This is a genomic window from Desulfurobacterium crinifex, from assembly GCF_054656775.1.
The window spans coordinates 25,998-48,582 of the sequence record NZ_BAAHXO010000004.1 but is presented as its reverse complement, the minus strand read 5'-3'; the positions used below and the strand labels follow the sequence as shown (position 1 = coordinate 48,582).

General features: G+C 38.5%; 24 protein-coding genes and 1 pseudogene. 11 read left to right on the top strand and 14 right to left on the bottom strand.

Annotation, left to right across the window (positions count from 1 at the left end; translation table 11 throughout):
* Positions 1 to 38: 38 nt before the first annotated feature.
* From ACYQ3A_RS01940 to ACYQ3A_RS01910, 7 genes are read left to right on the top strand one after another with little or no spacing between them, the layout of a single operon-like run.
* Positions 39 to 821: an MlaE family ABC transporter permease gene (locus ACYQ3A_RS01940; protein WP_459895183.1), complete on the top strand. Its 783-nt coding sequence runs from the start codon at positions 39 to 41 to the stop codon at positions 819 to 821.
* Complete coding sequence (locus ACYQ3A_RS01935; RefSeq protein WP_459895181.1) at positions 818 to 1,597, top strand: ABC transporter ATP-binding protein; 780 nt, start codon at positions 818 to 820, stop codon at positions 1,595 to 1,597. Before ACYQ3A_RS01940 ends, ACYQ3A_RS01935 begins: the two co-directional genes overlap by 4 nt.
* The gene (locus tag ACYQ3A_RS01930) at positions 1,584 to 3,167 is read left to right on the top strand and encodes an MlaD family protein (RefSeq protein ID WP_459895178.1); all 1,584 of its coding nucleotides are present in this window, start codon (positions 1,584 to 1,586) and stop codon (positions 3,165 to 3,167) included. Before ACYQ3A_RS01935 ends, ACYQ3A_RS01930 begins: the two co-directional genes overlap by 14 nt.
* Complete coding sequence (gene hisH / locus ACYQ3A_RS01925; protein ID WP_459895176.1) at positions 3,164 to 3,781, top strand: imidazole glycerol phosphate synthase subunit HisH; 618 nt, start codon at positions 3,164 to 3,166, stop codon at positions 3,779 to 3,781. The genes ACYQ3A_RS01930 and hisH overlap by 4 nt, the downstream gene beginning before the upstream one ends.
* An 11-nt stretch (positions 3,782 to 3,792) precedes the next feature.
* Positions 3,793 to 4,197, top strand: a complete 405-nt coding sequence (gene gspG, locus ACYQ3A_RS01920) for a type II secretion system major pseudopilin GspG (protein ID WP_459895173.1) — start codon at positions 3,793 to 3,795, stop codon at positions 4,195 to 4,197.
* Positions 4,197 to 4,910, top strand: coding sequence for a 23S rRNA (guanosine(2251)-2'-O)-methyltransferase RlmB (gene rlmB, locus ACYQ3A_RS01915; protein WP_459895170.1), 714 nt, complete (start codon positions 4,197 to 4,199; stop codon positions 4,908 to 4,910). Before gspG ends, rlmB begins: the two co-directional genes overlap by 1 nt.
* A gap of 9 nt (positions 4,911 to 4,919) precedes the next feature.
* Positions 4,920 to 5,312: a hypothetical protein gene (locus tag ACYQ3A_RS01910; protein ID WP_459895167.1), complete on the top strand. Its 393-nt coding sequence runs from the start codon at positions 4,920 to 4,922 to the stop codon at positions 5,310 to 5,312.
* Between the two features lie 184 nt (positions 5,313 to 5,496).
* Here the strand turns inward: ACYQ3A_RS01910 and ACYQ3A_RS01905 are convergent, their stop codons facing one another.
* The 5 genes and pseudogenes from ACYQ3A_RS01905 to ACYQ3A_RS01885 form a co-directional block, all read right to left on the bottom strand.
* Positions 5,497 to 6,669 (bottom strand): nucleotidyltransferase domain-containing protein, encoded by a 1,173-nt coding sequence (locus tag ACYQ3A_RS01905; protein ID WP_459895165.1) that lies wholly within the window; start codon positions 6,667 to 6,669, stop codon positions 5,497 to 5,499.
* The gene (locus tag ACYQ3A_RS01900; RefSeq protein WP_459895163.1) at positions 6,629 to 7,303 is read right to left on the bottom strand and encodes a signal peptidase I; all 675 of its coding nucleotides are present in this window, start codon (positions 7,301 to 7,303) and stop codon (positions 6,629 to 6,631) included. The genes ACYQ3A_RS01905 and ACYQ3A_RS01900 overlap by 41 nt, the downstream gene beginning before the upstream one ends.
* Complete coding sequence (scmC, locus tag ACYQ3A_RS01895; RefSeq protein ID WP_459895160.1) at positions 7,300 to 8,094, bottom strand: SynChlorMet cassette protein ScmC; 795 nt, start codon at positions 8,092 to 8,094, stop codon at positions 7,300 to 7,302. The genes ACYQ3A_RS01900 and scmC overlap by 4 nt, the downstream gene beginning before the upstream one ends.
* Before the next feature lie 405 nt (positions 8,095 to 8,499).
* A pseudogene (locus ACYQ3A_RS01890) lies at positions 8,500 to 8,853 on the bottom strand (transposase).
* A 166-nt stretch (positions 8,854 to 9,019) separates the two neighbouring features.
* Entirely contained in the window at positions 9,020 to 9,166 is a 147-nt protein-coding gene (locus tag ACYQ3A_RS01885; RefSeq protein ID WP_459895158.1) for a transposase, read from the bottom strand.
* Between the two features lie 216 nt (positions 9,167 to 9,382).
* Here ACYQ3A_RS01885 and ACYQ3A_RS01880 point away from each other — a divergent pair, with 216 nt between their 5' ends.
* Positions 9,383 to 9,664, top strand: a complete 282-nt coding sequence (locus ACYQ3A_RS01880) for a hypothetical protein (RefSeq protein ID WP_459895155.1) — start codon at positions 9,383 to 9,385, stop codon at positions 9,662 to 9,664.
* 293 nt (positions 9,665 to 9,957) lie between these two features.
* Here the strand turns inward: ACYQ3A_RS01880 and ACYQ3A_RS01875 are convergent, their stop codons facing one another.
* The 7 genes from ACYQ3A_RS01875 to ACYQ3A_RS01845 all read right to left on the bottom strand — a co-directional run bounded on the left by ACYQ3A_RS01875 (position 9,958) and on the right by ACYQ3A_RS01845 (position 18,101).
* A complete protein-coding gene (locus ACYQ3A_RS01875) occupies positions 9,958 to 10,125 on the bottom strand; it encodes a hypothetical protein (protein WP_459895153.1) in 168 nt (55 codons plus the stop codon).
* 29 nt (positions 10,126 to 10,154) lie between these two features.
* Positions 10,155 to 11,222 (bottom strand): SynChlorMet cassette radical SAM/SPASM protein ScmF, encoded by a 1,068-nt coding sequence (scmF, locus tag ACYQ3A_RS01870; RefSeq protein ID WP_459895150.1) that lies wholly within the window; start codon positions 11,220 to 11,222, stop codon positions 10,155 to 10,157.
* On the bottom strand, positions 11,216 to 12,307 hold the full coding sequence (gene scmE / locus ACYQ3A_RS01865; RefSeq protein WP_459897422.1) for a SynChlorMet cassette radical SAM/SPASM protein ScmE: 1,092 nt from the start codon (positions 12,305 to 12,307) through the stop codon (positions 11,216 to 11,218). Before scmE ends, scmF begins: the two co-directional genes overlap by 7 nt.
* A gap of 14 nt (positions 12,308 to 12,321) precedes the next feature.
* Positions 12,322 to 12,603, bottom strand: coding sequence for a SynChlorMet cassette protein ScmD (gene scmD, locus ACYQ3A_RS01860; protein WP_459895147.1), 282 nt, complete (start codon positions 12,601 to 12,603; stop codon positions 12,322 to 12,324).
* A 389-nt stretch (positions 12,604 to 12,992) separates the two neighbouring features.
* Positions 12,993 to 13,481: an IS1/IS1595 family N-terminal zinc-binding domain-containing protein gene (locus ACYQ3A_RS01855; RefSeq protein WP_459895144.1), complete on the bottom strand. Its 489-nt coding sequence runs from the start codon at positions 13,479 to 13,481 to the stop codon at positions 12,993 to 12,995.
* 179 nt (positions 13,482 to 13,660) lie between these two features.
* Positions 13,661 to 14,569 (bottom strand): transglutaminase-like domain-containing protein, encoded by a 909-nt coding sequence (locus tag ACYQ3A_RS01850; RefSeq protein WP_459895142.1) that lies wholly within the window; start codon positions 14,567 to 14,569, stop codon positions 13,661 to 13,663.
* A gap of 13 nt (positions 14,570 to 14,582) precedes the next feature.
* Positions 14,583 to 18,101 carry a 4Fe-4S dicluster domain-containing protein gene (locus tag ACYQ3A_RS01845; protein WP_459895139.1) on the bottom strand — a complete coding sequence of 1,173 codons (3,519 nt, stop codon included), beginning with the start codon at positions 18,099 to 18,101 and terminating at the stop codon, positions 14,583 to 14,585.
* A gap of 183 nt (positions 18,102 to 18,284) precedes the next feature.
* Here ACYQ3A_RS01845 and ACYQ3A_RS01840 point away from each other — a divergent pair, with 183 nt between their 5' ends.
* The 3 genes from ACYQ3A_RS01840 to ACYQ3A_RS01830 all read left to right on the top strand — a co-directional run bounded on the left by ACYQ3A_RS01840 (position 18,285) and on the right by ACYQ3A_RS01830 (position 20,220).
* Complete coding sequence (locus tag ACYQ3A_RS01840) at positions 18,285 to 18,953, top strand: DUF2155 domain-containing protein (protein WP_459895137.1); 669 nt, start codon at positions 18,285 to 18,287, stop codon at positions 18,951 to 18,953.
* 79 nt (positions 18,954 to 19,032) lie between these two features.
* Positions 19,033 to 19,437, top strand: coding sequence for a CBS domain-containing protein (locus ACYQ3A_RS01835; RefSeq protein WP_459895135.1), 405 nt, complete (start codon positions 19,033 to 19,035; stop codon positions 19,435 to 19,437).
* Between the two features lie 9 nt (positions 19,438 to 19,446).
* On the top strand, positions 19,447 to 20,220 hold the full coding sequence (locus ACYQ3A_RS01830) for a segregation and condensation protein A (protein ID WP_459895133.1): 774 nt from the start codon (positions 19,447 to 19,449) through the stop codon (positions 20,218 to 20,220).
* Here ACYQ3A_RS01830 and ACYQ3A_RS01825 read toward each other — a convergent pair.
* A complete protein-coding gene (locus ACYQ3A_RS01825) occupies positions 20,125 to 20,913 on the bottom strand; it encodes a site-specific integrase (RefSeq protein ID WP_459895131.1) in 789 nt (262 codons plus the stop codon). The genes ACYQ3A_RS01830 and ACYQ3A_RS01825 overlap by 96 nt on opposite strands.
* On the bottom strand, positions 20,841 to 22,559 hold the full coding sequence (locus ACYQ3A_RS01820; RefSeq protein ID WP_459897421.1) for a lytic transglycosylase domain-containing protein: 1,719 nt from the start codon (positions 22,557 to 22,559) through the stop codon (positions 20,841 to 20,843). The genes ACYQ3A_RS01825 and ACYQ3A_RS01820 overlap by 73 nt, the downstream gene beginning before the upstream one ends.
* Positions 22,560 to 22,585 lie beyond the last annotated feature (26 nt).

The following is a 22,585-nucleotide window of genomic DNA, read 5'->3' as shown; positions in this document are numbered from 1 at the left end:
AAGTTCATTGAAAATTAAATATATGGTGGAGTTTAAAATTGTTTAAGCTTTTGGAAGCTATCGGTCGAGCAACGATCAACTTCCTTGAATTCTGGGGTAATTGGCTGATTATCTCAGTAAAGGCAATAATGCTTGCCTTCAGGAAACCTATAAGATTTCAACACTACGTATATCATCTTGCTACCATTGGAACAGGTTCCCTTCCTGTAATTGCAATTACCTCTCTTTTCACTGGAGGCGTTATCGCCCTTGAAACGTACGAAGCTTTCCACAGGTTTAACGCCGAATACATGATTGGAGGGGTTGTGGCAATATCTATGGCAAGGGAGATGGGACCTGTTTTATCGGCACTCCTTGTTACCGCAAGGTCAGGTTCTGCAATGGCCGCAGAAATCGGAACTATGAAGGTTACAGAACAAATAGATGCACTTCAGATGATGGCAGTGAATCCAATCAAATACTTAATCACTCCAAGAGTTTATACATCGGTTATTGCTGTTACACTTCTAACGATCGTTTCCGATATTGTAGGTTACATCGGCGGTTATATTGTCAGCGTATTTGTTTTTGACATCAACAAAACCCTTTACATGAGGTATACCCAAAATCTTGCAGAGATGAATGATGTTTACCATGGGCTTATCAAAGCTGCTGTTTTTGGATTTCTCATTGCAACAATAAGCTGTCTCTACGGATACTCTACTCGAGGTGGTGCAAAAGGAGTAGGGGAGTCTACAACAAAAGCAGTCGTCGTTTCTTCCATAGCAATTCTCATATTTGACTACCTGATAACCTTTATCCTGAGGTTGTTCGATCTATGAAAGAGGTAATTGTTGTTGAAAATTTAAGGAAATCCTTTGGAACAAACGTTGTTCACGACGGTGTTTCATTTACCGTTTATGACGGTGAAATCTTTGTAGTAATGGGTCCATCTGGAACAGGAAAGAGTGTCTTACTAAAGCAGATTGCAGGACTTATGAAACCGGACAGTGGAAAAATCGTTGTATATGGAATGGACATCTTAAACCTTGACGGAAATGAACTTGTCAAATTTCGGGAAACTCTAACTTACGTTTTCCAGAATGGTGCTCTCTTTGACTCACTTCCGGTCTGGTACAACGTTGCTTTTTACTTGGTTGAAAAGAAGGGAGTTAAGGAAAAAGAGGCAAGGGAAAAAGCGAGACACTATCTTTCTCTTCTGGGACTCTCTGGAACAGAGGATCTCTATCCATCTGAACTCTCAGGAGGTATGAGAAAAAGAGTAGCACTTGCAAGGGCGCTCTGTATGAATCCAAAGTGTATCCTCTTTGACGAGCCAACCTCAGGTCTTGATCCCATTATGACGGTGGTTTTTGACAGGTTGATTTTGAGGTTAAAGAATGAATTTAAGAAAACGTGTGTTGTTGTCAGTCATGACATAAATAGCGCTTTCAGGATTGCAGATAGAATTGCTATTCTCTGGAACGGAAAGATAGTTCAGATTGGAACACCTGAAGAGATAAGAACTTCTGAAAATCCAGTTGTTAAACAGTTTATCAATGGAGAGCCGGAAGGTCCCATAACAGCAATGATGGAGCAGAATCATGGGGAAGTTTAGCTTTGAAGCGAAAGTGGGAGCATTTGTAGTCCTGAGCTTAGTGGGACTCGGAGTGATTGCTACGACCTTAGAACCTTTAAAGTTCAAAAGAGAGATTTCAAAAGATCGCTACTATCTTCAGTTTAAAAATGTAGCTGGGCTTGAGAAAGATGCGCCGGTCAGAGTTGCTGGTGTTACAGTTGGAAGGGTAGTAGATGTTAAAGTAAAAGGAAATGTAGCAATAGTTGAAATCCTTTTTCTGAAACCTGTCAAACTCTATAAAAACGCCACGGCAAGAATAGAAACAATGGGATTGATGGGAGAAAAGTATATTGAGCTTAATCCTGGATTTCCTCCAGCTCCTCCTCTCCCACCTGGAACAACTATAGAAAACACAAAGGGCACTGCTTCCATGGACGAATTGATGAGTGTTCTCTATGAGACTGTTGAGAAGTTTAACAACGCACTGATAACTCCCGATGGTAAGAACAGGCTTTCAATTATCATGGATAAAGTTTCCCATCTTACCTCAAGTATTGATAAAACGGTAAATACGCTAAACAGCATAATGGAGGAGAATAGAAAGACAATTAAAGAAGTGCTTGAGAATGCACTTGCCCTCTCAACAACTTTAAAGGAAGAATTACCACAGATTATGGACAACATAAACTCTCTCACCACCCAGCTTTCTGAGATGACTGTTGAAAACAGACAGGATATCAGGGAAACGATTGTTAGTTTGAAAAGGGCTTCAGAGAAGGTACCGGAAATTGCAAAGAGAATAAATAAGTTGACAGTCCAGCTACAGAAAATCCTCAGTGAAGATAACATTGAAAATATAGAGGAAATCACAGAAAACATCAAAGCGTCAACAGGAGAACTAAGAACACTCCTCGCCAAAGTGAATGAAGGTAAAGGAACAATTGGTAAGCTCTTTAACGATGAAAAGCTGTACGAGAACCTTTCAAAGACAACGGAAACGCTTGGCAAACTGGCAGGCAAATTTGAAAAAACGAAAACTTTCATAGGATTTAGCGGAGATGTAAATACCAGAACTGGAGATACAAGAGGGGTTCTCTCCTTTAAAATTGTTCCTTCAGGGGATCACTATTATCTTTTTGAAGTTGTTGGAGACTCTCAGGGAAGAATGGATAAGAAAGACTACTACATAACCTATGATGGTACAACTGAAAGAAAAGAAGAGATGGAAAGGAGCTACAAAACTGAGTTTACTCTTCAATATGCAAGGGTCTTTGATGACAACTGGATACATCCCGGGAGCAAGTTTGTTTTGAGAGGAGGACTCAAAGAGAGTACCGGTGGGATTGGTTTAGACTATATCTATAACGATAAGTACATGTTCTTCTCTGATCTGTGGGATACAGGAAGGGAAGAAGCTGATGGAGATAACATTCCACCACACCTCAGGATAGGTCTGAGATACAATTTAAATAAGAACTGGTACGTTTATTTTGGTGGAGATGAACTTTTCTATCACAAATATAGAGGATTTTTCTTTGGTACAGGTGTTCTGTTCGGTGATGATGATCTTAAGTATCTGCTCGGTTCTATTCCAGGAGGTATAAGGTGATTGCTGTAATCGATTACGGAATGGGAAACCTTAGAAGTGTTAGTAAGGCTTTAGAGCACGTTGGAGCAGACGTTGTTGTAACAGATGATCCACAGAAGATAAAGAGTGCAAAAGGATTGGTTCTTCCCGGAGTTGGTGCTTTTAGAGATGCTGTGAGAAACCTTAAAGAGAAAGGTTTATGGGAAGCCATAGTTGAAGAAGTTCATAAAGGAAAGCCGTTTTTGGGTATATGCCTTGGACTTCAGCTCCTCTTTGAGAAGAGCTACGAGTTTGGAGAAGCTGAAGGGTTTGGATTCATCAAAGGGGAGGTTGTAAAGTTTGAGCTTTCTGAAGAGTACAAAATTCCTCATATGGGGTGGAATCAAATCTACAAGAAAAAAGATTCTGTGCTTCTTGAAGGGATAAAAGAAGGAGAGTTTTTTTACTTTGTTCACTCCTACTACGTAAAGCCGGAAAGCGAAAAAGTGAAGCTGACAGAGACCGATTACGGAATCTGTTTTACCTCTTCAATCGAGAAGGAGAACATTTTTGCTACCCAGTTTCATCCGGAAAAGAGTCAGAAGGCGGGTTTGAAGGTCTTGGAGAACTTCTATAGATTTGTAGAGAGAGATTAGGAGGCTTAAGTATGGAAAGGCGCAGAAGAGGTTTTACCCTTATTGAGCTTATGGTGGTAATTGTAATTCTTGGTCTTCTTGTAGCGCTTGTTGCTCCCAAGTTTTTGAAAAGGGGAGAAGAGGCGAAGGTCACAACAACAGAAGTTCAGATGAAAAATATCGAACAGGCTTTAAAACTTTATAAACTTCACAACTCTTTCTATCCAACTACAGAGCAAGGTCTAAAGGCGCTTGTAGAAAAACCCGAGGAAGATCCTGTTCCTAAGAACTGGAAAGGACCTTACATAGAGAAAATTCCTAAGGATGCTTGGGAAAATGACTTTATTTATATTTCTGACGGTAAACAGTTTAATCTTATATCTCCTGGTCCTGACGGTGAAGAAGGAACAGAAGACGACCTGAAGGTTAACGGCTGATGGTTGTTTATGGGATCAATCCTGTAGCTGAAGCTTTAAGGGCTGGATATCCTGTTCTGAAGATATACGTTGAGGAGAACTTCAGAGACAGAGAGAGGATACTTCCTGTTGCAAGAAGAAAGGGAATCAAAGTAGTAAAAGCTCATAAGAAAAAGCTTTCGGAGATTGCAAAAACAGAGAAACATCAGGGTATAGTTGCTGTTATTTCACCTGTTGAACCTAAGGAGTTTGAAGAGCTGGTTCAGAGAACTATCGAAACCAATGGCTGTCTCCTTTTCCTTGACAGAATAGAAGATCCTCACAATCTCGGCGCAATCTTCAGGTCGGCGGATGCGTTTGGAGTTGCCGGAATTGTTCTTCCAAAGGATAGAAGTGTCACGGTAAATGATACAGTTGTTAAAGCCTCTACAGGAGCTGTTTTTTACGTTCCTTTTGCAATTGTTCCAAGCTTTTCAACAGCTCTCAAGAAGTTTAAAGAAGCAGGAGGCTGGCTTGTTGGACTTGAATCTGGGGGAAAAGATATAAGCAGATATTCTTTTCCATTTCCCTTAGGACTTGTTGCTGGTTCAGAAGGAAAAGGATTATCCAGGACCACAATCAAGCAGCTTGATGATATCGTTACGATTCCAATGAGAGGACACGTTAACTCTTTGAACGTTTCAAACGCAGTTGCGATCGGACTATATTTAGTATCTCAACAACAGAGCAAGTAGGGAGGAAGAATGGAGAACCTTAAAGGTAAGCTTGTTTTCATTCAAACAGCAGGAGGAGAGAGCATAATACCCTCTTCAGGGATTATAGGAGTTCTTGAAGAAATTGGTGAAAAGTATCTAAAGGTTAAAGATGCAGGAATTTTTGCACTTGTTCCTACAACGAAAGGAGCTCAAGCGACTATCATGCCACTCGATCCAACTGCAAACGAGCCTGTGGAAGCTTTTATCATGAAAGCTCAAGTAGTAGCAGTTGTTCCTGTAGGAGATAAGTCAAGGCTTAAAGAGTTTCATCAGCAGTTTAAGGCTGCTGCAGCAGGAATAGAACTTCCAAGCACTGGCTTTGACCTGTCAAAGATCAAGGAATTTCCAAAGGATGGCAAAGGAGGTTTTTCTATCACCTAAGCTATCCCCAATTAAGATAAGAGGAATCTTGTAGTCCTCATGGAAGAACTACAAGCTGGTTCAACAGGTACCCGATCATTGACTCTCCCTCTTACCCACTTGTAACGGTAGAGGGAGAGGTATTTACTACACCGTTTTCAGCGCAGTATCAGAAACAAAATTCTTGACACAATTAAGGAGCTACTTACGCATTTTTTACCTTTCCAGAAGGATTAAGTACTCTATTTTTTATACGTCGAAGATAGGCAAATGGAAGACGAAACCCATCTGCAGGAGGATACGCATGCTTTATGTAATTTGGATGGGGAAAGAGTAGATGGAAAAAATAGATCAATTTTTTATGCCATGGAGTGGATTTAGAAAAATGAAGTTTAACGAATTTTAAAAGATTTTTATAATCATTCGGTAAATTTTTATAAAAAAGGAATTCTTCTTCTGATGGTTTAGGATATGAAAAAATATTTTTATGCATTTCTGAGAGTTCCAGACTAAAGAACTTGCTGAGTATATGTAAAGAACTTATAACAGGAATTAACGTTTTCTGTTGTATACATCTATTCCATAGCCTATTCCAGTCCTCAGATGTTTTGAGAGCTTTTGTTAGTAGAAATAGGTCATACAGCCATATAATTCGTAGTGATTGGTTATCGTTTAAATAGATACTTAGTGCTCTATGGATTAGAGCATCTATTGAAGAAAATGCTTTGAATTCAATTAATCCTGTTTTTACATCAGTTGCAGATTCAAATAAATCATCTATATTTATACTTTCCTTTACGAATGAGAAATAATGTAAATGCCAGTGAAATTCTACCTTAAAATATTTTCTGGTTTTATGTAGAAATACTTCATCTTTTGAGAAATCTCTACAAAGAGAATATCTTTTATCAAGTCCCACATAACCAAGCTTCTCCATTATTCTTCTTGCTTTGGGAATGTCTTCAGGCCTTAATAGAAGGTCGATGTCTGAAAAAGGCCTTGTAGCAGGATGGGGATAATAGGTAAATGCAAGATGTACTCCCTTTAAAACTAAGACATCTATTCCTGAGTTTTTAAAAGAGTAGAGAATCTCTTTCAGTTGTTGTTCTGCAATGAGTATATTGATCTTGCTCATTAGAAAAGTTTTTTTCAGTTGTTCAATTACTTCTGGCTGTAGATTTTTTATCTTTCCTGAGTTTTTAAGTTTAAAGTAGACTAACGGAGATATCCAGTGGGATTTAAAAATTTTTGTTAGAACTCCCCAATTTTCAATAGACCATTCAGTTTCACTTTGTAAAGAAGCAATGATATCTTTAATAGTATTTTCAGATATATTATTAGCAAATGCGATTTCTGGATACGGATACTCCTGACCCATTATTACCTTCCTTTTTCAAATTTTTATCTAAAGCAGCAGTTATTTTTTTAAGGACGTTTTTATCTACGAAGAGTTTAAAGGGTGGGTATATTTTCCAGAAATTTTTATCAGGATAATAAGTGGCTACCTTCCACTTTTTGTAAAAAAGAACAATGTGGAACCTTTCTGTGTGTTGTTTCCCTACAGCAAATATTTTGATTCTTTTGTGGATAGAGAGTAAATGTCCAATACGGATCTTTGAAAAAAAACTGTAGATAGGACGGAAAAGTAGATAAAACATTCTTTTCATAAAACGTTGTATCCTGAAAATTCTTCTATGGATTCTTCCTTTAATACCACAGGCTATTTTTCTGCTGCCTGTTTTTACTATTTTACCTTTTATCATCTCGCAGGATATGAGCCAGGGATCAGGAGAAACGTTGTTGTCACCCATAGTGATAAATTTATCTTTTTTAATACCAACTATTCTGTGAACGATATAGAAGTTCTTATCAGGAATAGAAAAAATAACGATATCTCCTATCTGAGGTTTTTTACCATTGTAGGGAGTAACTATTAATCTGTCTCCTTCCTTAAGGGCAGGATACATACTCTTTCCTTTATAAACATAGCTTAAAAAGTCTTTTTCACTCATAACGTAATAACCTTATCTATTTCTTTCCAGAATTTACCTTCAAGGGAAATAAAAAGTTTAAAAGCAGGAATCCTTAGACTCAACTGACAAACATTATTGAAAATTTCTTGGTAGAGATTTCTTTTTTCTTCTTTTGGTATGCTGTCTATTATTACCTTGAATGCTTCTAATGTACGGGTGTATAGCAAAAGTGCTGATTTTCCATTCATTATAGGTAAAACTCTATCTTCTTTTGATTGTTCAAGGAAGAAAACAGCCTTTAATGAAACAGGTTTCTGTAATTTAGAGATTCTTCCATATAGAAGATACTCTCCCATATTTGCAACGGGATAGGCTTTATATCCTTTAAACGGTACCACCAAGGTTAAATCATCGCTTAAAGCCTGCCACGGATGGGGTATTCTTCTGCAGGCCGTCGATTTTCCTATACCACTTCTTCCAGCAAGCAAAAATCCCTGATCACTTTTCTTGATTAAGGCAGAATGCACAAGTAAAGCTCCTTCCGATATTAGTTTTTCATAAAGAATAAGTGCTGCCAGGAAGATGGATGTACGTTTATAAATATCTTCTATCCCTTGCACCTGAAAGACAATATCTTTATTTTTTTTATTGATCCAGGCTTTTAAGGTTTTGAATTTTCTCTCTGACCAGTCAGAATTAGCATGGAACTTTTCTTGTAAACTAAAATCTATTTTTGAGAATTTATATTGCTCTTTGCTGTGCCCAAGTAAGTGTAAAAATTCGTTTGCCCATTCCTTAGGTTCTTTACAGAGAATGATTAAATTAGACAACGTATCCTCCTCTATAAGGCAAATTTTACATCAATTCTGTTATAGCACACTAAATCATTGGACGATATTGATTAAACTTAAGACAATCTTCAAAGGAGGCTATAATGGGAAAGAGGAAGATTTGTTGTGTCAATGATTTTGTGTAAGTCAAACATTTTCCTTAGTTTCCAGAAACCCATTTACTACCTTGTTAGACAATCTGTCATTTAACATTGCTACTTTTAGGTAAACAAACTTCTCAACGTGAAGGTAAGGCACCTATTGCCTTCACCTTTTTCCTGATTTCCTTTATTGTCCTCTTTATCAGATTAGTAACGGACTCAGGATATTTGAGAAATGTTAAAAGCTTATAAAACGCATGTTCCCAGACTTTACCACCTTTGGGTACTTGCCTTTCCACTTGAACTAATTGAAAGCACTCAAAGCTTTTTCTTCTGAAATGGACTGATATATCCTTTTCAAGTCCTTGGCTATTTTCTTCTTATTCTTTGCCCTTACTTTGTTAAGGGTGTTCCTCACTTTATGAACTACACATGACTAAAAATCAGTTTTGGGAAAGTAATCCTTTATCTTATCCTCAAGTCCGGGTACTTCATCAGCTACAAATACTCTCCTTTCGTAGAGCTTCTTTACCACCTCTTCCCAGCTCTTCGCCCCTTCTCTAGGGTTAACTTCAAAATCAAGGATTTCTCTGTATCTGTCTTCATCTATACCAAGGGCAAAAAGGACAACTTCTTTTTCAACTGTGTTTCTTCTCACTAAAAGATGCATCCATCAAGAATTATGACTGAGTATCTCTTCTTGAGTATCCTCTGTTTCCATTTGTTTATTTCCTCTATTAAGTTCAAACACAGATTCAAGGGCTTGTGCAACAGATCTTACACTCATGCCGGAGGTAAAATTCCAAGGACTAAGTCTTCAATGTTTATGTCTTTCGTTTTGTAGGTATCAGTTTCGTTCTAAAGTTTCCTTCTCTATCTCTTGGAATCTTCAGATTCTCAAGCTTTCCAAGGGCTATATCAATATTCCTTTTATAAAAGCCGTTCTTTGCTCCGCCGTTTTCTTTCAGCAATCATTACAGTTTCCAGTGTTTGTTTTACTACTTCTTTGGTCAGGTCTGGTAAAATCTTCTGTAATTCCAACTCTCATCTTCTGGGGATTGAATTTCTTTAGTGTTGTTTCCCAGGAGGTTATCCCAATTTTTTAGCTTACACAAAATATCGTACACTATCCTAAGGTATGTGGAAAAATTGTGGATAATTAAGACCTTACTAAATGGAGGTGTAGTATGAGAAAATTGCTAATACTTGGACTAATAACATTGACATCCTTTTCTATTCTTCCTTTTGCTTACGGAAAGGGTATTAAGCAGGGCAAACAACTAAACATTGCTCATATCCGTATTTTCTTCAATGATGGAACATTACTTACCACATGTAACAAGATAGAACATTCTATACCCTCACAATCTATTACCTGCTACACAAGGGATAAAAAACTGATAATTCCAACTACATCTATCAAATACATAGAAATTCCTTTAAAGAACGGCCTAAAAAATGAGAATTAATCTTGGAGGACTTCTTTTAGCGGATTATCTATCTTTTTCCATCCCATGTTTTTCTACTGGTAAATATAAAGTTTTTGAATGTCCCTTGTTGTAATTCCCTTTGAATACAGAGTTACTGTTTTGTTTTCAAGGAAGTCTAACATTTCTTAACTATTTGAGGTTCAGATTTCCATTTTTTGTTCCTGGTGGGTCTATTTCTGCTTCTTCTACTGATGTTTTACAGTCTTTTGGATGGTTTCATTCCTGGCAGTCGTTTGAGTTTGAAGTCTATATAAGAAACCTTCTATTTTCTCCTAAGTATCACTAACTCCACTAACACATGTTTTTGTAGCTATTCCACCAGAGAGACATTGAAGTGCATCAGAAAGTCCACTTGTGCACGTGCCTACTGCTTCTTCCTCATTATCTATTTCGAAAAGTTTTGGTGGTTCATAGACAGGTTTTTGTTGCTCTTTTTTCATGGCTTTCCTCATTCCTGTATTCTTAATATTTAATATATTAATCTTGTTTCTGGAAACAAGCCTTTTTTATATGCTTCTTCACAAAACCAGAATGGAGAAAATATATCTTTTCCATGATGATAATTTGCTGCGATACAGGTACCAAGACAAATAGATTTCATAATACAGCCGCTACAGACACCTTTTAATTGAGACGGGAGTCCTGTACGAATCTGGTTTAAAAATTCGGAGTTTAACCAGACATCTTTTAGCCTATCTTTGGAAGCATGTCCGAAATTAAGTTCAGGTAAGATTTTTCCTATACCACAGATACTGTATGAACCATCTGCTAAAACTCCAATAATGTTTTTTATCTTGCAGATACCAATATTTTTTCTTTTGAAAATTGAACTGAGAGGTTTGAAAGCTAAAGGATAATCATAATAGAGTTTTACTTTTTTAACAGAATGCGAAAGTTCATTTTCAATCCATCTTCCAATAGATATCAATTCTTCTATTGATAAACTTTGAGAAGAATCACTTGCAGATCCTACAGGTTGAAGTATGTTAAATTTAAGAGTAGCTACTCCGAGTGTTTCTGACAGATTTATCAGAGGTTCAATTTGATCTCTGTTTTTTTTCATAACGGTCATAATAATTTGAACTTTTATTCCAGCTTCTATCAATTTAGTAACATTTTCAACTATAGTCTGAAAGATTTCTTTTTTGCCTCTGATTTTTTCATGAACTTCTGAAGTTGCACTATCGAGACTTACAGAAACCCGTACACCTGGGAAGTTGGCAAGCAATTCCACAATTTCAGACGATATAAGAGTACCATTTGTTTCAAGAAATAGGGAGAGATTTCTATTTTTGATAAAAACGATCATATCCTCAATTGAAGGATGTAATAGAGGTTCTCCACCAGTAAGCTTTACAGATGAAAGACCGAGAGGAATTGCCTGTTCTATGATGGATTTAAAAAGTTCAAAATCGAGAAAAAGTGGATTATCTTTTTCTCTATTAGCTGAAATCCAGCAATGAATACAGTTCAAATTACAACCTGATGTAACATAAAAGTAAATTGTTCTAAGGGGATAAGATCTTTCTCTTAACATATCTCTGGTAGCCTCCCACCATTTTCAAGAAAAAGTCTCAGACAAGAGCTTGGATCTGGATGAAAAACACTACCTGTCAGGTTAAAAGCAGTAGCCGGACACCCACCTGTACAGTAATCTATATAAGGACAGTCCTTGCAAAAATCAAATTCCCTAAGGGAAATATTAATCCTTTCTCTTAGTTCTTTAAGCAATGGGTGTTCATTCCAAATTTCTTTAAGGTCATCCTGATTGATTTTCCCAAGTTCAATGTGAGCCAGCTGAGTACACGGGATAATTACTCCATCGGAACGAACTGCTATGCTTTTGAATACGCCACCACAACCGGTAAGACAACCACCATTAGGAAAATTTTTTAATCCTTTCTTTCTTGCCTCTTCCATTCGTAACCACTGAATGGCTTCGGCTAAAGGACCAGCCAGTGCTTTTATTCTTCCATTATACTTTTTGTGAAGTCTTAGAAGGGTTTCCATAGCCTTAGTTCTATCGTCAGTATCTAATTGAATTTCCTCGGCATTCTGGCGACACATTCCCATATAAGAGGCAGCATTGGTTGAAAAATTTTTTAACCTGAGTTTAGATAAAAGCAGTTCAGAAATAGCTTCAAGATTATTAAGATTGTATTTATTAATAGTTACTCTAACTGTTACTGGAACATTATATTTTGAAAGTAATTTGATACCTTCTATGGCAGATTTAAAAGTACCCTTTCCTCGTACTTTATCATGCATTTCAGAGGTAGAACCATCTATAGAAACTTGAACAAAATTTAAACGATTGGTGGAACCAAGGAAGATGGATATATCTTCTTTAATTAGGGTTCCATTCGTTAATATACTGAACCGCATATTGTTTTTAATAATACCTTCTAATATCTCTCTTATATCTTTTCTTAAAAAAGGTTCACCACCTCCAAGAGTTACACTTAAAACAGTATATTTATTTAACTCTTTGAAGAAAATTAGCCATTCTTCTGCTGGAAGATCTGTGTCTACATCAGAATAACTTGTAAAGTGAGAGCAATATTTACACCTTAAATTACAGCTGCTTGTTATAGCAATTTCCACTTCTCTTGGTGTAGACATAAGGCGTATCATTACTAATCTTCTCCTGACAGTTCATAAACCACTAATCCATTTTCAGAAAGAGCTGCTATAAATCTTTTTACCTCTTCATCTACATTGTCAGGTACATTTCTGAAATTTTTCCTAACTTCTTCAACAATATCATTTACACTGTGCTTTCCATCCAGTAGTTTCCATACAAAAACTCCTACAGGATTAATGCCGAATCCTTTTCCGGTATTAGGATTAAAAAGAAGTGCCCAATCGTCAAACTCTTCCCTTAGCAAAACATCAGGATTAGCTATAGGTTTCTCCATTATTTACCCCTCCCGGAAAAAACGTAAATTCATAATAAAACTTAATCATTTTTCTAGATACACTTAAGTTTAAAAGTAATCGAGGTAGCTTATATGCATAATTATAAACATTCTTTTCGCCTCGCAAAGTCTGGAAGATTACAACAAATTCTGTTCAAAAGATGCTATAACATGCATAGTTTCTTCCTCCCTACGTTAAGGCTATAGCTATGTGGCAGCTTAACGCCTTTTCGCTCTTACTGTAATTCCTTGTTCTCCTTTTTAAAACCCTGTCCCTTAAAACCGCATGTAAACTCTCGTTTTTGTTCACTCTCCCACCTTTTTCCCTTTCTATCCTCGCCTCAGGTAAGTTCTCTACGTACACTTTGTACCCATCACAATAGTACTTCTCAGCAGAAGGTATCTTTTTCCATAACTTTTAAAAAAGTTACTTCATCCCTGTCTCCAATTTCATACGTAACTATCTCTTGGTCTCCATCTCTTATAACTGCAGTCCAAATGTACTTCGAATTTCTTTTCTCTCCTCTTCGAACTCCTACATACGTCCACATCTTATCAAAAGAGATACTCTCTACACCTTTAAAACCTTTCCTTTCCCCTACTGCACTAAACCTCTTTTCATTTAAATTTTTCAATCTCTCTCCTTTTCTGTGAAGCCAACAGGATATAGTTCCTTCTGGAATATTCAGCGTCCTTGCTACTGTACTTATACTCATTCCCTCGGCAAGCATCTTTAATGCCAGCAGTTTGGTTTCTGGAGGATAGTATTTTCTTTCTGCGTTTGGTGTGAAGGTTCTTCCACAATCATTACAACGGTATCTTTGCTTGCCCTTTTGATGACCGTTTTTCTTGCACCAATTAGATCCGAATCTGGACATCTAATGTCGTGTCTGTACTCTCTCGGTCTTCCTTTCTTTCCTCTCTTGGCTAAATCATTTTAGCATCTATTGCACTGAATCCCGATTACAAAGGAAAAAGTTTGAACCCTCCCCCTCTCAGGGGGAGAGGAAGGAGGTCCAAAAAATTAAGGAGGAATCTTCAAACACCCCCCAGAATATCATTTCAACTTTCTGACAAAGTAGTAGGTCTCAACTCCATTGGACGGCTCTAAATCAACCTCTTCATAGGCTTTGTAGATGTAGTTAAGTCGCTCTCCATGCTGTGGTGGAGAAAGCAGGATGTCCCTTCCCCTCGTTATTCCTATCCTGCGGTCGTCAAGATGTCCAAAGAAGTACTCTTTCTTTTCTGGATGCTTGGCAGCTTCCGATGCGTCTATCCCATAGGTGTAACCTTTTGGAAATGCAAGCACCCAGCAGTGGTAACCTTTTATCTCTCCATCTTTATTTACCGGAAGTCCTATCTCAAAAACCGCCGGAACATTAACAGCCCTTGAAAGGGCAATGAAGAGTGAGTGAAAGTCTGTACAGTTTCCTCTCTTAGCATCGCAAGCCCAGATGGCGTCTCCCCTTCCCCAGCCCTTTCCAGACTTGTCGTACTTCATGTTGGAGACAACATAGTTGTAAATTGCTTTTACTTTTTTGAGGTCTGTCTTCTCTCCCTTAGTTATTGAAAATGCCATCTTCTTAAACTTTGAAACCGGAACCAATCTATCTGAAAGGTAGTATCTGAGAGGAACAGGGTATTCCATTTCCTTAGGTTTTACCTCTTCTCTTTCTACTACAGCCGTGATCTTTATCTCAACCGGCTCTTTCAGTCCTCCCTCTTTTCTAATGTAGATAAATCTGTTTCCGTATTCGTCATCCCTGTAAAGAAGATACGTAAATGGTGATTCCACCTTTAAATCTCTTACCTTCTGCCACTCATTCTCATAGGGAACGGGAATCCAGACTTCAACAAGCTTTGCATCTAGCTGAGGCTTTAAGACTACCCTCTCTGTGAGTTCATAGGTTGCTCCAAAACTCTGAGAAGCAAGCAGAACAAAAATAGCAATTAAAAGTTTCCTCATAATTCTATTCCTCCTAAACCTTTTCTATTCTAACCCTTGTACTGCTGAAGTCAGGAATTCCTCCAAGAGGCTCTACTAAAGGCAGATTGTGCATCTTTTCATCCAACCTTGTCAGTTTGTTTGGAGTGATTCCAATACCTCTTTTTGGATCCGGAATGATTCTGTCCCCTTTAACCACTTTCCTGCCACCAAGAAAGACATCCTCACCATCAACTACAGAAATTGGAGATGCCCCGTGCTGCCAGTGGCCAAAGTGGTGGGAATAAGCAACTGTCCCGGGACGAACGAGGTTTGTAACTTTCACAGTTGTGATAAGACCCTCCGGATATGACCTTGAGTAGATTTTCACTCTATCACCGTCTTTGAGTCCAAACCTCTCGGCATCTTCAGGGTTCACCTTTAGGCTGAAATCCGATTCATAGATGAGAGCCTGCTTGTAACAGATGGTTCTTGACTGGGTGTGAAGTGCCGATTTGTAGGTAATTATTGTAAATGGATAGTTCCTATCCAGTTCCTCTATCGGTATTCCGAAGTAGTCGGTAGATGGTTGATATTTAACAGTTCCCCAGAATCTCTCTCCCGTCAGACTGTTCTTGCTTGTTCCAAGCTTTTCATTCCAGATGCAGATCCTTGGAATGCCGAAGATGAAGTTCCCATTTTCATCAAAGACCTTATCTGTTGGCTTAAATACACCTCCTCTTGCAAGAACTGTACAGACTTTTCTCCACTCTTTTTCAGATAAGATGTCTTTGTGCTTTGAAACAGGATAGTTTCTCTCAATGTACTCTATCTCTTCCTCTGGAGCATCCTTTACTTTAGCGTTAGAGGCAAGATTTGCAATGCCTCTCAGGTAATAGTCCTCCGGCTTTATAAGAGGATAGAGCTTTCCATCTTTTCCGGGAATAGCTTTCTCTCCATAGCCTGGAAGATTGAGGTATCTTGCAACGTCGATGAGGAAAGTCTCCATGCAGAAAGGTCTTCCATCTTCCGTCCTTCCAGTCATTGGTTCTAAGATTGGAGTCCTAACCGCTGTGAACCAGCAGCCTGGAGCATGGGGAGTAAGAAATCCGTAGTGTCCCTCAAGGTATGTAATGTCTGGAACGATGTAATCGGCATAGATGTTAGACTCGTTTATGGTTGTATCTATTGAAATGTGGAGTGGAACTTTATCGTGGTCTTTCAGGGTTTCAATAAACCTTCTTCCACCCGGCATGCTGTAGACAATGTTAGAGAAGTAGGTTATGAGAACCTTTATTGGATATGGGTACTTCTGGTCGATTCCGGAGATTGCGGAAACAGAGAGGCCACCTTTTGTGAAACTGAACCAAGGAAGTTTTGAAGGATAACCTTTCTTCTTAAACTCAGTTGACTTTTCATACTTTGCCCTTTCCCTTGAAATCTTAACACCCATAGGTTTTCTTGCACCGGGGAAGCTCTTGAGGTCGTAAAGTCCTTTTTGCCAGTTTGCAGCTCCTTTACCTTTACCAAGATAACCACCTTTCCTGTTTATGTTACCGACTAAGACGTTTAGCATCGAAAGGGAGTAACTTGCATACGTTCCTCCAACGTAGTTTCCACCACCGTGGTAGGCAAAGGCTGCAGCGTATGGGGCATGTTCCCAGAACTCCTTAGCAATCTTTTTAATCTTTTCGGCAGGAATTCCACACTCTCTTGAGTAGAAATCAAGAGAGTGTGTAAATACGCTCTCTTTCATCAGCTTAAAGGCTGTCTTGACCTTAATTCCGTTAACCTCCCCTTCCCACTCGAGAAGAGCTCTACTGGTAGTGTCTGTAGGAACCGGTCTTAGGGTTTCCGGGTCTATAACGATTTCTGTATCAGGCTTTCCTTTCAAGCCCTTAACGTCCTTAACTCTTAGCATTCTCCCAGCTTCAGGATGTTTTTCATCAACGATTACAAGATGTGTGGCGTTTGTATAGACATTTCTCTTTGCTTTCTTTGCTGCCTTCATTGATGGAATGGAGAGGAAATCCTTATCGTACCAGCCGTTTTCAAGCATTACTCTTAGTAGTCCAAGGGCTAAGCTTCCGTCTTTTGTCGGTTTTACAGGAAGCCAGTCGTGGGCATGAGCAACTGCTTTTGGAGCTCTTGGATCTATGAGAACAATTTTCAAATCCTTAGATGCAATTCTCCTTGCAATTATTGAACCTGATGTGTTTACACCCGGCTGAAGTGCTGAATAAATGTTGGCTCCAAATATCAGCATATACTTGCAGTTCCAGAAGTCTGCCTTTAGCTCAACCTCTTTTCCATCTGTAAGGGCGTAGTTGCCCATTCTAAACCCAATTCCACAGATGTCTGTATGGCCTATGTAATTCTTTGAGCCAATAGATTTAAACAACCACCTCTTTATGAAGTGACTCCTTCCTCCTTGAGACCTTCCTGTAAACCAGACAATCTGATTCCTCTTTGGACCAAGCTCTGGTGCTTCTGGATTGATCAGATCATCTGAAAGGACGTCTTTTATACCGGGATAGTACCTGTTATCGCCAATCTCCTTAAAGAGGTATCCTCCTTCGCTGACTTCCCTTATCAACTGCTCCCAGCTTATCGGTTTGAACTTTCCAGAACCCCTTGGACCTACTCTCTTGAGAGGCTGGGTTATCCTATAAGGGTTGTGGAGATAGTCGTTATCCATCTGTGGTTTTGCACACGTTGTTGCAACAGAGTTAAAACTCTTTTCAACTGAGGTATCATAAGGAATCTCTTTCCCCGCCCTGTTGTAAGGGTGATATGGATTTCCATCAATCTGAACAAGCCTATCTCCCTTGACCGTCACTCTCAGTCCACACCTTGCGTTGCAGGCAAGACAAACTGTGTTAACAACTCTTCCCCCTTCAGGTTTTCTTGTTTCAGGGAAAACAAAAACGTTCGCCTCCTTAGGTCTAAAGACAAGCTCTGCCTGAAGGTGTTTGAGAAGTAGTTTCCTCGCTTCAGGTCTTGATTCAAGAAGTTCTGCAAGTTGTCCTTCTGGCTTTAAGATGTTTCCAAATACAAGAGCTCCACTTGGACAAACAGAAACACACCTTGGAACATCTCCTTTTTTCAAAATCCTTTCAAAACAAAGGTCACACTTCTTAGCTTTATCATTTTCATCAAAGGTTATAGCGTCGTAAGGGCAAACATCTACACAATTTTTGCACCCCGTACATTTCTCTTCTTCTATGTAAACAATCCCACCTTTCTTAACGGAAATCGCATCAAACGGACAGGCTGAAACACAGGGATGATCAATACATTCCTTACAGATGTTCTCCTGATAGAACGTTAATTTTACCTTTGGATATCTACCTATTTCCTTTTCCTTTATCCAGAAGAGATTTACTTCAGGTTCTGTTTCAAGTCCGTGTTCAAGTTGACAAGCTGCCATACAGGCTTTACAGCTCATACACTTTGTCTGATCAAATATGAGAACAGGCTTAAAAAACTCTTCTCCCCTTGAGGTTTTAATTTTGAACGTTCCACTAAACAGAACTGTAAGACCGGCAATCTTCAGGAACTCTCTCCTCTTCATAGATTTAACCTCTTCCGGCTTTTTTTTCTTAATCTTAACAAGATTTTAACTATCAAACAAATAGTATTTTTCTATTGTATTGTGGCTTTAAATTGAAAAAAACGATATACATCTCTCATCGCGTATTTTCTGAACACCATTTGATAAAATTGAAGAAATCCCCGAAAAACAAAGGAGAGTGCGATGAAAAAAGGCTTGGTTCTCTTAACTTTCCTCCTCTCCGCAACTGTAGCTCTGTCAGGTTGTGGTAAAAAAGAGGAAACCAAAAGTGAAGTTGAAAGCAAAGCTCCAAAGCCAATTACAGAGCTTGCCCACGAAAACATGGGAGATCATGAACATCACCCATCTATGAACAAGCTGCCTGAAGGACATCCTCCAATAAACAACCAACTACCTCCCGGTCATCCACCTATGAACAATCAAATGCCACCAGGCCATCCTCCTATGGGAGCTGAAAAAGAGCTTGCAGCAATGCATTCAGGAAAACACCTTACTAAGTTTGACAGACCAATTAACATTCCTGAAGAAGTTGTTAAAACCTGGAAATACGCAACAGTTAAGATCGTCGACAAGACAACAGGAAAAGCAGTAAAAACAGAAAAAGTCACAAAAGGAGCAGAAATAAAGTACGACGGTCTCGACATCAAGGTTCTCTATATCGTTCCGCACCTTGTTCTTGATCAGGGATACACTTCTGGTTCGAACGAACCGAATAACCCTGCCATACTCATCGAAGTTAAGTCAAATGGAAAGGTTATATACGCAGGTCCTATCTACCAGAAATTTCCAACAATGTACAACATTAACCACCCAAAGTATGAGTTGAGACTCGCAGGTATATCAAAGAATTAATCACTTTTTCAGCTCCCTCCTTTCTATTTGAAAGGAAAGGCTTTAAATTTAAGCTTAGAAACAAGGAAAGGAGGGAGCCATGCCTGTTAAAGACCTAATTCAGAGAAAAGTTGTTACAATTGAACCCGACGACACCGTAATGCTTGCCGCTCAAAGAATGAAGGACAAAATGGTCGGAAGTCTTGTTGTCCTGGACGGAGACAAACCAGCAGGAATAATAACCGACAGGGACATAGCGATAAGGGTTGTAGGAGCAGGTAAGGATCCGACCACCCCTGTTAGAGAAGTAATGACAAGAGATCCAATAACCATAAGGGATGATGCAAGCTTCTTTGATCTTACAAAAGCCTTTAGAGAGGCAGCAGTTAGAAGGCTGATTGTTGTAGATAAGGATGGAAAGCTTGTAGGTCTAATTTCTATTGACGACATACTTGAACTTCTCACAACTGAATTTGCAAATCTCATAGTAGCCATAAGGGGATAGAAGCTGTAGATGAACATAAAAGTTGAAACAGAGGTATTTGAAGGACCATTAGATCTGCTGGTTTATCTGATAAAGAAACGGGAAGTCAGCATCTACGACATCCCTATTGCAGAGATTACCGAAGAGTTTCTCAACTACATATACAGCATGCAGGAGCTAAACATTCCTCTTGCCTCTGAGTTTCTTGTAATGGCTGCAACCTTAGCGAAGATAAAGTCGGAGCTCCTGATTCCACGAGAAGACGATGAGGACCCAAGAGAAACAATTGTTCAGATAATAGAGGAGTACCTCAAATCTAAACGGGCTGCTAAGGAACTGGAAAGGTTAGAAGAAAAAGCATCGAAATACTTTACAAACGACCCTTCAGACTTGATATTTCAGTTTCAGGACAAAATAAAGATAGCCAATACGGTAGAAGACCTAAGAAGAGCTTTTGAAAACATCCTGACAGAGAAGTTTCAGCCACAGATCAAAGTTGGAATAAACATATCCAGCGAAGCCTTCAAAGTTTCAGTAAAGATAGAAGAAATCCGATCCTTGATGAAAGAAAAATACCTGATTCCTTTCTCAGATTTTGTAAAGAAAAGCTCCTGTAAGCTCGAGCTAATTACTTACTTCCTTGCAATTTTAGAACTATCAAAGCTTGGAGAAATCTCAACCTTCACAGATGGTGAAGAGATATTCATCTCAAGACTCTTTAAGATTAGCCTCAATAATATCCGCCTTGCTCCGCAAGAAGAGAACTCTACCTATGTAGGCAACTCTATCAAGACTACATCCTGAATACTCAACCACAATATCCTGCGGAAGTTCCTTCCTCAAAAGTTCTGCAACATAGTTATCCCTGAAATCTGACACTTTTAAATTCAATCCCAGTTTCTTCATTATTCGATGAAAAGTAACCTTCACAGTCCCTGGTGAAACACCTAAAAGTTTATCTTCAGGCAGTTTTCTTCCCTTCAACTCCTTCAGCTTCTTGTTGATTTTCTCCTCCAGAACAAATCTTTTCACCCTCCCCTCTTCAAGGATAGGAACTCCTAAAAAAGAGCCGTAGGATGATACTTTAAGAAGTGAAATTTCTGAGGGAGCCAAACCGAGATGAATAATGAGAAGTAAAGAAAGTTTTAACTCATCAGACCTTAGAGTTTTCACCTCATTTTCAATATTGTTTATCGTCTCCTCTCCTATTTCTCTAAATTCTCTAAATTCACCAGATAGAGGAAACTCAATCTTTAAATCCAATCTTACATTCCGAAACTTCAGAAAACGTTGAATGGCTGAAACTGCCGTTCTGAAACTTCTCTTAGTTCTATATCGGGTAGAAAGGAAAGACTGCAACTTATTCTGATCAAAGTTCTCTTCAGAAAAACCGTAGAACTCCAGAAATCTCTGGAAATATCCAATTACCCGTCTGTAAGTCTGGATCGTGTTTTCCGAGTAACCTTCATCTTTGAGTCTCTGGAGAAAACGTTCCATTCTTCACCTGTTCCGTAGAGATAGTTGTAGAAGAAATAATTTGTTAGAACCTTCTTAACATAACCTCTGGTTTCCTCAAAGGGAATATAAAAGTCGGTGAAAATAATCAAATCGTAAGGTGTCTTCACAGTTCCAAACTTCTTTAAGGCTCTCTTAATCCTTGTAGGTCCAGCGTTGTAGGATGCTGCTGCAAGAGGAAACAACTCAAACTGATCTATTAATTCTCGGATATAAAAAGAACCAAACCTATAGTTTGTTTCTGCATCAAACAGATAATCTACCTTAAAATCTTCAACATTTAGCTTCTTAGCTATGTACTCTCCGGTAAAAGGCATTATCTGCATCAATCCTATGGCTCCAGATCTTGAAAGGGCAAACTGGTCAAAAAGGCTTTCCTGCCTTGCAAGGGAAAGAGAGATAACATCATCCCTAAAAACTGGATGTTTTGGATAGAGAACATAGAGAAGATAAGGGTACTTCTCCAGCTTTTTTCTACGAGAATACGCCTCCTTTATAGCTCTTCTATAATCGCCACAGAAATAATGAGCAAGCGCGACAGATGGTGATTTCCTGCCAATAAAGTCTATTATGTCGCATCTGTTCTCTTCATAGAGATATCTGATTCCTTCATCGGCAATGTCCTTTTTGTCTGGAGGAGAAGAAGGAAGAAGTTTTATTCCTTTCGAATTGAGAAGTAATGAGTAGAAATCAGGCTTGGTGTATTTGAACCTTTTCTGCTTTCCGAAAAACTTTCTTGAGAGAGCTACCTCCCATGCTCTGTACTTCTCTCCTCTAAGAGTGGAGAGCTCTTTAAGAGCTCTATTAATATTGCCATTTAAAACGTAGTACTTAACCCTATACTCTTTAAAGAGTTTTTTATCAAACTTTTTTACAACATTTAAAGCCTTTCTAAAAAATCCCTGATCAGTGTAGAGAAATTTATCGAGAATATAAACAGAAATTCTCCTTTTTAAACCTGGAGAAATATTAGAGTTAATAGCTTTTTCAAAGTAGTAAAACTTCTCTACAGGAGATCTTGAAAGGTAAGTTAAATAAAAGAATCTTTCAGGTCGCAGTGAAGCCTCAAATTCTTTTTTTGCAAGATTATTCTTTCTCTGTTTCATAAAGAAAATTCCCTTCAAAAGATGGTAAAACTCATCTCCTTCAAGATATTCAAGGTAGATTTCTGCAATTTCAAAATCCCTCTCCTTAAGAGCAGTCCGGACTTTCTTTCTTAGAATTTTCGGTGTGAAGAGATAGCCTGTTCTTCCTGCATTCAGTGTCAGTATCCACTCATCAAGCCGATTTGTTTTTGAAAAGACAGATTTGAAAATCTTTTTCGCCTCTTCTTCATTTCCTGTTTTCTGATAAGCAATTGCTTTTTCAATTGCAGCAAAAACGTTTTCAGGGATTTCTTTTATCTTGGTAATTTTTTCAAATTCCCCTTTTTCAAAACAGGAATCCACAAACAGGAGAACTGCCAGTTTTTTCAGCTCGGTGTCCTTAAAACTTTCATAGAAGTGTAGGGAACAGATTTTATCAGGATTACCAAGAAAGTTGAGAAATTCCTCTGCCTTTCCCTTAGAGAGGGCAAAAGCGTTAGATACAGAAATTAGCAAAAGTATAATTACCCATACACTTTTCATGTCATTCAAAATTATAGCCTTTCTGG

What these genes read in the sequence shown, in the direction of transcription:
- ACYQ3A_RS01900 (WP_459895163.1), bottom strand. Translation starts at nt 7,303, where the DNA reads ATGAGTGAAAAAGACTTTTTAAGCTATGTTTATAAAGGAAAGAGTATG.
- ACYQ3A_RS01850 (WP_459895142.1), bottom strand. Translation starts at nt 14,569, where the DNA reads ATGAGGAAACTTTTAATTGCTATTTTTGTTCTGCTTGCTTCTCAGAGT.
- ACYQ3A_RS01820 (WP_459897421.1), bottom strand. Translation starts at nt 22,559, where the DNA reads ATGAAAAGTGTATGGGTAATTATACTTTTGCTAATTTCTGTATCTAAC.
- ACYQ3A_RS01930 (WP_459895178.1), top strand. Translation starts at nt 1,584, where the DNA reads ATGGGGAAGTTTAGCTTTGAAGCGAAAGTGGGAGCATTTGTAGTCCTG.
- ACYQ3A_RS01875 (WP_459895153.1), bottom strand. Translation starts at nt 10,125, where the DNA reads ATGAAAAAAGAGCAACAAAAACCTGTCTATGAACCACCAAAACTTTTC.
- scmD (WP_459895147.1), bottom strand. Translation starts at nt 12,603, where the DNA reads ATGGAGAAACCTATAGCTAATCCTGATGTTTTGCTAAGGGAAGAGTTT.
- ACYQ3A_RS01880 (WP_459895155.1), top strand. Translation starts at nt 9,383, where the DNA reads ATGAGAAAATTGCTAATACTTGGACTAATAACATTGACATCCTTTTCT.
- ACYQ3A_RS01855 (WP_459895144.1), bottom strand. Translation starts at nt 13,481, where the DNA reads ATGTCCAGATTCGGATCTAATTGGTGCAAGAAAAACGGTCATCAAAAG.
- ACYQ3A_RS01830 (WP_459895133.1), top strand. Translation starts at nt 19,447, where the DNA reads ATGAACATAAAAGTTGAAACAGAGGTATTTGAAGGACCATTAGATCTG.
- rlmB (WP_459895170.1), top strand. Translation starts at nt 4,197, where the DNA reads ATGGTTGTTTATGGGATCAATCCTGTAGCTGAAGCTTTAAGGGCTGGA.
- ACYQ3A_RS01905 (WP_459895165.1), bottom strand. Translation starts at nt 6,669, where the DNA reads ATGGGTCAGGAGTATCCGTATCCAGAAATCGCATTTGCTAATAATATA.
- ACYQ3A_RS01910 (WP_459895167.1), top strand. Translation starts at nt 4,920, where the DNA reads ATGGAGAACCTTAAAGGTAAGCTTGTTTTCATTCAAACAGCAGGAGGA.
- ACYQ3A_RS01825 (WP_459895131.1), bottom strand. Translation starts at nt 20,913, where the DNA reads ATGGAACGTTTTCTCCAGAGACTCAAAGATGAAGGTTACTCGGAAAAC.
- ACYQ3A_RS01845 (WP_459895139.1), bottom strand. Translation starts at nt 18,101, where the DNA reads ATGAAGAGGAGAGAGTTCCTGAAGATTGCCGGTCTTACAGTTCTGTTT.
- scmE (WP_459897422.1), bottom strand. Translation starts at nt 12,307, where the DNA reads ATGTCTACACCAAGAGAAGTGGAAATTGCTATAACAAGCAGCTGTAAT.
- ACYQ3A_RS01935 (WP_459895181.1), top strand. Translation starts at nt 818, where the DNA reads ATGAAAGAGGTAATTGTTGTTGAAAATTTAAGGAAATCCTTTGGAACA.
- ACYQ3A_RS01835 (WP_459895135.1), top strand. Translation starts at nt 19,033, where the DNA reads ATGCCTGTTAAAGACCTAATTCAGAGAAAAGTTGTTACAATTGAACCC.
- ACYQ3A_RS01840 (WP_459895137.1), top strand. Translation starts at nt 18,285, where the DNA reads ATGAAAAAAGGCTTGGTTCTCTTAACTTTCCTCCTCTCCGCAACTGTA.
- scmF (WP_459895150.1), bottom strand. Translation starts at nt 11,222, where the DNA reads ATGTTAAGAGAAAGATCTTATCCCCTTAGAACAATTTACTTTTATGTT.
- gspG (WP_459895173.1), top strand. Translation starts at nt 3,793, where the DNA reads ATGGAAAGGCGCAGAAGAGGTTTTACCCTTATTGAGCTTATGGTGGTA.